Annotated in this window: 6 protein-coding genes and 2 rRNA genes (1 of these 8 cut by a window edge); 7 read left to right on the top strand and 1 reads right to left on the bottom strand. The window is 51.9% G+C overall.

All coding sequences use genetic code 11. The features are described 5' to 3' along the window. The 5 genes from NCTC9997_RS14605 to NCTC9997_RS14585 all read left to right on the top strand — a co-directional run. Nucleotides 1–951, top strand: a 23S ribosomal RNA gene (locus NCTC9997_RS14605); it begins 1,953 nt to the left of the window's first position. Nucleotides 952–1,090: 139 nt separating this feature from the next. Further along, nucleotides 1,091–1,206, top strand: a 5S ribosomal RNA gene (gene rrf / locus NCTC9997_RS14600). A gap of 284 nt (nucleotides 1,207–1,490) precedes the next feature. Further along, nucleotides 1,491–2,420, top strand: coding sequence for a hypothetical protein (locus NCTC9997_RS14595; protein ID WP_064978337.1), 930 nt, complete (start codon nucleotides 1,491–1,493; stop codon nucleotides 2,418–2,420). Between the two features lie 15 nt (nucleotides 2,421–2,435). Further along, nucleotides 2,436–3,557, top strand: coding sequence for a BamA/TamA family outer membrane protein (locus NCTC9997_RS14590; RefSeq protein ID WP_230405843.1), 1,122 nt, complete (start codon nucleotides 2,436–2,438; stop codon nucleotides 3,555–3,557). Then, on the top strand, nucleotides 3,557–4,642 hold the full coding sequence (locus NCTC9997_RS14585; RefSeq protein ID WP_064978336.1) for a DUF4056 domain-containing protein: 1,086 nt from the start codon (nucleotides 3,557–3,559) through the stop codon (nucleotides 4,640–4,642). The genes NCTC9997_RS14590 and NCTC9997_RS14585 overlap by 1 nt, the downstream gene beginning before the upstream one ends. Before the next feature lie 88 nt (nucleotides 4,643–4,730). On the opposite strand, the gene NCTC9997_RS14580 is transcribed toward NCTC9997_RS14585, so the two are convergent. Next, nucleotides 4,731–6,101: a sodium-dependent transporter gene (locus NCTC9997_RS14580; RefSeq protein WP_064978335.1), complete on the bottom strand. Its 1,371-nt coding sequence runs from the start codon at nucleotides 6,099–6,101 to the stop codon at nucleotides 4,731–4,733. A gap of 187 nt (nucleotides 6,102–6,288) precedes the next feature. On the opposite strand from NCTC9997_RS14580, the gene NCTC9997_RS14575 reads away from it, so the two are divergent. Further along, on the top strand, nucleotides 6,289–7,860 hold the full coding sequence (locus NCTC9997_RS14575; RefSeq protein ID WP_064978334.1) for a sensor domain-containing diguanylate cyclase: 1,572 nt from the start codon (nucleotides 6,289–6,291) through the stop codon (nucleotides 7,858–7,860). A gap of 165 nt (nucleotides 7,861–8,025) precedes the next feature. Then, nucleotides 8,026–8,790 (top strand): uridine phosphorylase, encoded by a 765-nt coding sequence (udp, locus tag NCTC9997_RS14570; RefSeq protein ID WP_039046783.1) that lies wholly within the window; start codon nucleotides 8,026–8,028, stop codon nucleotides 8,788–8,790. Nucleotides 8,791–8,795: the final 5 nt, after the last annotated feature.

Below are 8,795 nucleotides of genomic sequence, written 5' to 3'. Positions count from 1 at the left end.
GTTCCGACCTGCACGAATGGCGTAATGATGGCCAGGCTGTCTCCACCCGAGACTCAGTGAAATTGAAATCGCTGTGAAGATGCAGTGTACCCGCGGCAAGACGGAAAGACCCCGTGAACCTTTACTATAGCTTGACACTGAACATTGAGCCTTGATGTGTAGGATAGGTGGGAGGCATTGAAACGTGAACGCCAGTTTGCGTGGAGCCGACCTTGAAATACCACCCTTTAATGTTTGATGTTCTAACGTTGTCCCGTAATCCGGGATACGGACAGTGTCTGGTGGGTAGTTTGACTGGGGCGGTCTCCTCCTAAAGAGTAACGGAGGAGCACGAAGGTTAGCTAAGCATGGTCGGACATCATGCGGTTAGTGCAAAGGCAGAAGCTAGCTTAACTGCGAGACGGACAGGTCGAGCAGATACGAAAGTAGGTCTTAGTGATCCGGTGGTTCTGAATGGAAGGGCCATCGCTCAACGGATAAAAGGTACTCCGGGGATAACAGGCTGATACCGCCCAAGAGTTCATATCGACGGCGGTGTTTGGCACCTCGATGTCGGCTCATCACATCCTGGGGCTGAAGTTGGTCCCAAGGGTATGGCTGTTCGCCATTTAAAGTGGTACGCGAGCTGGGTTTAGAACGTCGTGAGACAGTTCGGTCCCTATCTGTCGTGGGCGTTGGATGATTGAGGGGGGCTGCTCCTAGTACGAGAGGACCGGAGTGGACGCATCTCTGGTGTTCCGGTTGTCACGCCAGTGGCATTGCCGGGTAGCTAAATGCGGAAGAGATAAGCGCTGAAAGCATCTAAGCGCGAAACTTGCCCCGAGATGAGTCATCCCTGAGGCTTAAAGCCTCCTAAAGGGTTGTTGGAGACTACGACGTAGATAGGCAGGGTGTGTAAGCGTAGCGATACGTTGAGCTAACCTGTACTAATTGCCCGTGAGGCTTAACCATACAACGCCAAAGTGATGTTGGATGAATGAAGTCACGAGTTACTTGTTCAAAGAACAATACATCAGTTATTTAGCTTGTTTTTAGATTTTAACTCTGGCGCGAGACACAAGTAGTGTACGCGATAGAGAAACAGAATTTGCCTGGCGGCGATAGCGCGGTGGTCCCACCTGACCCCATGCCGAACTCAGAAGTGAAACGCCGTAGCGCCGATGGTAGTGTGGGGTCTCCCCATGCGAGAGTAGGGAACTGCCAGGCATCAAATAAGTGAAGAGCCCATCCTAACGGATGGGCTTTTTGTGTTTTGAGAGTTTGGTTTTTTCTTATCTGTTTTTTCTTCTATTTTCTTTTTATCCCTATACCTATTTCCTCAATCTTTTCCCTGCCTTCTGATGGGTATCGATAGATCTTATTTCTTAATTTTCTAACCGTTACAAGTAGATAAGTTATTTAAAAGTGTTACTTGTCGCACATTTTGCACCGATTCATAAATTTGTTTGCTTTATAGTGCGGGCTTTTCTTTAGTAGCACGTGGAAATAGCATGCAAACATGGCGAAGTGGACTGACGGCAGCAATGGTGTTGTGGTCGGGAATGATGGTTCCGACTTATGCACAAGACTCGGCTCGGATGTTTCCTATCTGGGGTGAAGAGGCGAAAGCTGCTGGGTATGAAATCCCTGAGCCATTTGGCCTGAATATTAGCCATATGCAGGTAAAGCAAGGGATCCAAGTCGATTCCATTAGCTTTTCTGGTTTATTGCCTAAAGTAGCGATTATGCCTGGAATTGCTGCTGAAAATATCAAGTTAGCGCCTACTGTTCGAGAGACAAAACAACGCTCAGATACTTCAACATTACGTGCTGATATGTGGGTTTTCCCCTTTCTAAATGTTTATGGCTTAGTTGGAAAAACCGACGGTAGAACTGATTCTATTCTTGATATGCAGGGCTCACTGGATGTGAAGTTACATAAGCTTTCTATCCCTGTACCAATCGAAATTAAAGATATCCATTTCCCTCTGGAATTTCATGGTGATACTTTTGGCCTCGGCTTTGTCTTGGCCGGCGGTTACGGCAACTGGTTTGCGCTCACCGATGTCAGTTATACCCAAACTAAGATGGATATTCTGGATGGCAAAATTGATGCCTTAGTCGCATCACCGCGAGTTGGCTATCAGTTTTCCGTGCTCGATCGTCCGCTGCGGGTCTGGGCCGGTGGTATGTACCAGAGCATTGACCAATCATTTAGTGGCAATATTGCTGACCTGGCATTGCCCGCCAATCTCAAACAGATGCTACTGCTGGTCGACCCAAGCAAGAGTGGCAAATTCCATGTTGAGCAGCATCTGGAATCTCCATGGAATACTTTGCTGGGTGCTCAATATCAGATCACACCGAATTTGCTGTTGCTGACCGAATGGGGTCTCGGCAAACGCACCAGTGCATTTTTCACTTTGGATATGCGTTTTTAACGGAGGCGTTTGCTGATGCGACAGACTCATTTTTCCCTGTTGATGCTGAGTACGCTGCTGATGACGCCGCCGTTGTATGCAGCGCAGTGGGTGGATTCCCTTCTGGAGGATTTAGGCTCTTCCGAGACGGTTGATGAGAGTAAGCCGATTGATTGGGGGGTACTGCCGGGGCCGTTTTATAACCCAGAGATGGGCGTGGGCATTGGCGCGGCGGCCATTGGGTTATACCGCGTCGATAAGCAGGATCGGGACACGCAATACTCCACACTGTCATTTACTGGTTTTGCCAGTTCAACCGGTGCCTTTGGGGTGGGTTTCGAGAACAACACCTTTTTGCAGCAAGATGCTTGGCGGTTGTTTCTCAAAGGCGCGGTGAAAAATGTACCGACCTCGTTTTGGGGAATCGGCTATGCCGCAGGCAGTCAGGACTGTAATAAACGTGAGTATACCGCCAAGGCGTTGGAGCTGACCCCAGAGCTGGCCTATCGGGTGGCACCTGACTTGTATGCGGCGCTGGGCGGCTCTTTGGTCCGGTTAAGCACGGAGAGCGACGAACCGCTGTTTACCGCATTGCCAGGCGGTGAGCGTAATCAGAGTATCGGTGTGAGTGCGCGTTTGTCGTATGACAGCCGTGATTTTCTGCCCAATCCTTACCGTGGTCAGGTAGCCAGTGTGAAATACACGCGCTATTTGCCCGCGCTGGGTAGTGATGCTGATTTTTCCACCGTAGAGGCGCGTTATAGCTACTACTGGCAATTAAGCGCGCGCACCATTTTGGCCTCTGAGGTGTATGGCTATTTTACTCACGGTGATGTGCCGTGGAATCAGTTGGCCCAGCTCGGTAGTGATAAGCGGATGCGCGGTTATTACGAAGGGCAATATACCGACCGCAATTTACTGACGACGCAACTGGAATTGCGTCAGCAGCTGAGTGGGCGGCACGGCGTAGCGCTGTGGGCTGGTGCGGGAACCGTGACTGCCCATGCTCGTGAGTTGCTGGATGCGGAGGCCCATTGGCTGCCAAATGCTGGGGTCGGCTATCGCTTTGCGTTTAAGCCACGGGTCAATATTCGTCTTGATTGGGGTGTTGGACGCAACACATCTGGTTTTTATTTTCAGGTGAATGAGGCTTTCTGATGAAACGCGGCTTGGTCCCACTGTTATTGGTCTGGGGGATGGGCGGCTTGCCGCTGCCGGCACAAAGCGCACCGGTGGCACCGGATGCGCTGCGGCCTTGCTGTGCGCTAGGCATGGATTTACGTACTTCGCTGTTAGGTGTGCCGCTACCCTGGTATCGGATCCCTAATGTGTTGGACACCCAATCACTCGGTCATCATCACTATAACGATAGCGTGATGCGCTCGGCAGGTGCGGTGCTAGGCTTAGGCGATGAGAAAAATGGTCTTTTGGTTACCCACGATGGCGGAATTTTAGATACCGCGCACATCCGAGATACCGCCGATAATACCTTTTATCTTTACCAAACCCTCTTACCGCGCTTAGGCCAGGCATTCTCGCTGGTACTGGCATCTGAGTTAGGCCAGCGCCATGTGGTGCTGCGTCCCTTTACCCCACCTAGTGCGATGGCGGATCGGCGCTTACTGGCCGCGCGTATGGCGGCTTTAATCGCCTTCCAGCTGGCGGAATGGCATGAGATAGCGCAGTGGTACGGTTATCGCTCGGTACCGGCGATGGCTGAGACGGTATCGGCGTTTTCGCCAGAGGATCTGTACTCTAACTTACTCGGTGCGCGGCTCAGCTCTGAGCTGTTGCGTGAGCCGGGGGCGCCGGTGTCGGCGGAGGATTTTAATCACCGCTTTGATCGGGCGTTGCGAATGTATTTAGCGCAGGCCGGTGTTTATCCTGAGGCGCAAGCGCGTCAGGCGTTACAGCAATTGGATGGTGTGTGGTGGGATAGCACACGGCGCTTGCCAGATCGGCGCTTAGTGCTGCAGCGTAATTATCAGTTGGGTTGGGTGCGAACGCCGATGTTACCGCCCAATTGGCCGGCACCGGGACGCCGTTTGTGGTTGGCCAGTCGCTGGCAGGGGCAACCGCTGAGTGAATACGTACAGCTGCAGATTTGGCCGGATAAATCGACCCCTGCGTCGTTGAAGGCGGTATTGCCGCAGACCTTTTGGACGCGCGATGATTTTGTCCATTTTGCAACTGCTGCCGAGCAGCGAGAGGCAACTTGGCTGGCACAAAGTGAGCAGGATTAACGCGAAGAGAAAAAACAACAGGCGACCATCTGGTCGCCTGTTGTCTATATTAAGCTCAAATTAAGCACATCAGCGATATTCGAAGGGGTTAGAACAGATTCAACCCTTTGAGCATCACGATCAGTACCAGCAGCGGCGAGACAAAGCGCAGCAGCAGGAACAGGATGCGAGTCAGTGAGGCGTTGTGCAGCTGCCCGTGATTGCTGACTGCTTGGCTCAGGTGTTGGCGTCCCCATACCCAGCCGACAAACAGACTCAGCAAGATCCCACCTAGTGGCATCAGTACCTTAGAGCTGAGCGCGTCGAACAGATCAAACATGTTCAATCCGGCCACGGTGATATGGGCCAAGGTGCTGTTGGATAAGGCGCAGGTGGAGCCGATCAGGGCTAAGAACAGCACGTTGATCAGCACCGAGCGGGTACGGCTAATCTTAAAGCGCTCGCTGATCACCGATACCGGGACTTCCAGAATCGACAGCATCGCGCCGGTTGCCGCAATCGCCGATAGTACAAAGAATACCACCATCAGTAAGTGACCGAATGGCATCTGGGCAAATACCGCTGGGATAGTGATAAACAGCAGTGATGGGCCTGCGGATGGGGTAAAGCCAAAGCTGAAGACCGCAGGGAAGATGGCGATCCCCGCCAGCATCGAGACAAACAGATCGGCGGTCATCACGCGTAACGCGGTGGCGGGGATATTCTGGTCATCGCGAAAGTAGCTACCGTAGGTCAGCATGGTGCCCATCCCGATCGACAGCTTGAAAAACGCCAAGCCCATTGCGGTCAGGATCACGCCAGCATCAATTTTGCTAAAATCGGGGCTGAACAGGAAACTTAAACCTTCTGCCGCACCCGGCAGAGTCAGGCTGCGCACGGCAATAATCACCAGCAGCACAAACAAAATCGGCATCAGTTTCTTGGTTACCGCTTCAATCCCTTTCGAGACCCCGATAATCAGCACCCCGCCGATCACCAACAGGACTAACCATTGCCACAGTAGGGCTTGCCACGGATTGTGGATCAGCGCATCAAAGGCTGCGCCTGTCGCTTGCGGGCTGCTCGAGAGCAATGAACCGTCGGCGGATTTGAAAATGTAAGCAAAGACCCAGCCGGCCACTTCCGAGTAGAAACCCATGATCAAGTAGGCGCAAATAACGCCGAGCAGACCAATCACCCACCACGCTGAGCGGCGCGGGGCGAGTTTGACGAAGGTGGTAATGGCATCGGCTTTGGCGGCGCGGCCTAAGGTGAGCTCCGCAATCATGATCGGCAGGCCAATCAGCAAGGTGGCGAGCAGGTACACCAGCAGGAAGCTGGCACCGCCGTTGGCACCGGTCAGATAGGGAAATTTCCAGATATTGCCCAGTCCAACCGCAGAGCCTAACGTGGCGGCAATGACGCCAAAACTGGAGGTGAAACCATCGCGCTGCGCGGGTTTGGGAGTCGCATTACTCATAAATCAGAATATTCCTGTTTTATTATGATACATAAACCATGAGTGCACGTGAGATTGTTCTATCCTGCCTTTTATAGCCAAGAGCTTTTTGTCTGATTTATACTAACCCAATCATCGACATCATGCCCAAGTTTCACGCCAAGGCTATTTTGTGCCGTATTTGAGCCAAGGCAGGAGTTAAGATTACATGGAAAAACGCAAACCGCGGGCATTCTGGCAGGTATGGCGGTGGACTTTTTTTGTTTTTATTCTGTTATTCTTCGTGGATGTCAGCGCGTTTTACGAGTTGTCGCGTCAGAATAAAATTGAGCAACAGCGATTCTTTGCTGCTGAAGCTCGCGCGTATGTCGCGAAAGTCCGCGGTTCTATCAAAACCGATTTGCAATTATTGACGTCATTATCCTTAGGGTTCCGGCTCAATAATTACGTGCCACTGCGCGATATTCAGGCCTATATCGAGAGCATGCGCTTAAGTGCGCCACAAACCGTCAAGTTAGAGTGGTTTCCGCTGGTAACACAAGACCAAGTGGCTCCTTTTTTACAGCAGATGCGCAATATTTATCCGGCTTATCATTATCAAGGATGGTTATTTAGTGACAATACGCCGCTCGACACTCTATTGGCGCAGCCGTATATCTTTCCATTAGCGTTTGTCTATCCGGCTACCGAGCAAAATCAGCAATATTTAGGCTTGTTATTTGGCGGCGAAAAACGTGACAGTTATTTGGCTGATATTATTGCGGGCGCGGAGCAAATAATTACTGACCCGATTCGGTTATGGAATCAGCAGAGCAAAAATAACAATCGGAAAAATGGTTTTTTGGTGATCAACGCGGTGCGTAATATCCGCGATAAAAGTTTAGATGGCATATTTGTTTCGGTGATTAACAGCTATGCTTATTTTTCTCATGTGATAAACACCATTAATCCACGTCCGGGGATGGCGATTCAAATCAGTGACGTTTCATCGAGCTCAGAAATTGTGTTGTATCACTCAGCCGCCGCTGTTGCTGCGCCGCGCTCGGCAGGGCCGCTCATGCAGCACGTGGAATATATTGCCCAAGGTGATCGACACTGGAAGGTTTCGGTAACCGGCCATTGGGCGCTGTACGCCGAAAATCGCCTGCTGCTGAAGATTTTGTGGTGGGGCGGGCTGGTGGTTTCCCTGTTGGTCAGCTTGATTGTCGGTTATGTGGTGAACCGTACCGGTCTGTATGAATTTTTGCTGCAACAGCGCACGCGCGAGCTAGAGTTTATGTTGGAGCATGATCACTTAACGCGGGTGCTCAATCGCCGCGCTTATGATCGCTTGCTGGGGGAGTTTTGCCAGAGTACTCGGCCGTTCACCCTGTTTATGATCGATATGGATTATTTTAAGCGCATCAATGATTGCTTTGGTCATGCGGCGGGGGATGCGGCGTTAATTGAGGTGGCGCTGCGCTTGCAGCAAGCCGCCGGCAGCGGTACTTATCTGGCGCGCATTGGTGGCGATGAGTTTGCGCTGATGACGCCGGTGACTCAAAGCGATGCGGTGCAAAGTCTTGGCGAGCGAATGTTGCTGGCGGTGCGTGAGCCGGTATTCAGTTTCCGTCAGCAGGCAATTCATCTGAGCATTACCCTTGGCGCAGCGGTGTATCAGGCTGGACAAAATCCCGATCAGATCCAAGATTGTGCCGATCAGGCGCTGTATGCGGCGAAACAGCGTGGGCGCGGATGTTGCGTACAATATGTGCAATATATGAACGGACGCGCGCCATAGTCTGATATACATCACATAATTTAGGTAATATGTTGTATGTTAATTGCCTAGATTTGGCATTCGTCACATATCAGCAGGCGGCTCTTCGCTACAGTAATGACTTAATAGTGCAAGGACTCGCCTCCTGTATTCTGACCCATTCGATTAAAAGAAGGAGCCATGACCATGGCGAAATCAGATGTATTCCACCTTGGATTGACTAAAAGTGACCTGAAAGGCGCTACCTTGGCGATTGTTCCGGGCGACCCGGAGCGTGTGAAGAAAATTGCCGAGCTGATGGATAACCCGGTTCATCTGGCCAGTCACCGTGAGTTTACGTCTTGGTTGGGCGAACTGGACGGCAAGCCAGTGGTGATCTGCTCTACTGGGATTGGCGGTCCTTCTACTTCGATTGCAGTGGAAGAGCTGGCACAACTGGGCGTGCGTACTTTCCTGCGTGTAGGTACCACCGGTGCCATTCAGCCACACATCAATGTTGGTGACGTGCTGGTCACTACTGCCTCGGTACGTCTGGACGGTGCGAGCTTGCACTTTGCGCCAATGGAATACCCTGCGGTGGCTGACTTTGATTGTACGACTGCGCTGGTTGCGGCAGCGAAAGAGCGCGGCGCGAAGACCCATATCGGTATTACCGCTTCTTCCGATACCTTCTACCCAGGTCAAGAGCGTTATGACACCGTTTCTGGCCGTGTGGTGCGTCGCTTCCAAGGCTCGATGCAAGAGTGGCAGGATCTGGGCGTGATGAACTACGAAATGGAATCCGCGACCTTACTGACCATGTGTGCGAGCCAAGGCTGGCGTGCGGGTATGGTGGCCGGCGTGATCGTAAACCGCACCCAACAGGAAATCCCGAACGCCGAAACCATGAAAGCGACCGAAAGTGATGCGGTGCAGATCGTGGTTGAAGCGGCGCGTCGTCTGCTGGATTAAGCATT

This window comes from Plesiomonas shigelloides, assembly GCF_900087055.1.
In the GTDB taxonomy this organism is placed as follows: Bacteria; Pseudomonadota; Gammaproteobacteria; order Enterobacterales; family CAMTGL01; genus Plesiomonas; species Plesiomonas shigelloides.
The sequence above is the reverse complement of the archived record's forward strand: the minus strand, read 5'-3'. Positions and strand labels throughout refer to the sequence as shown.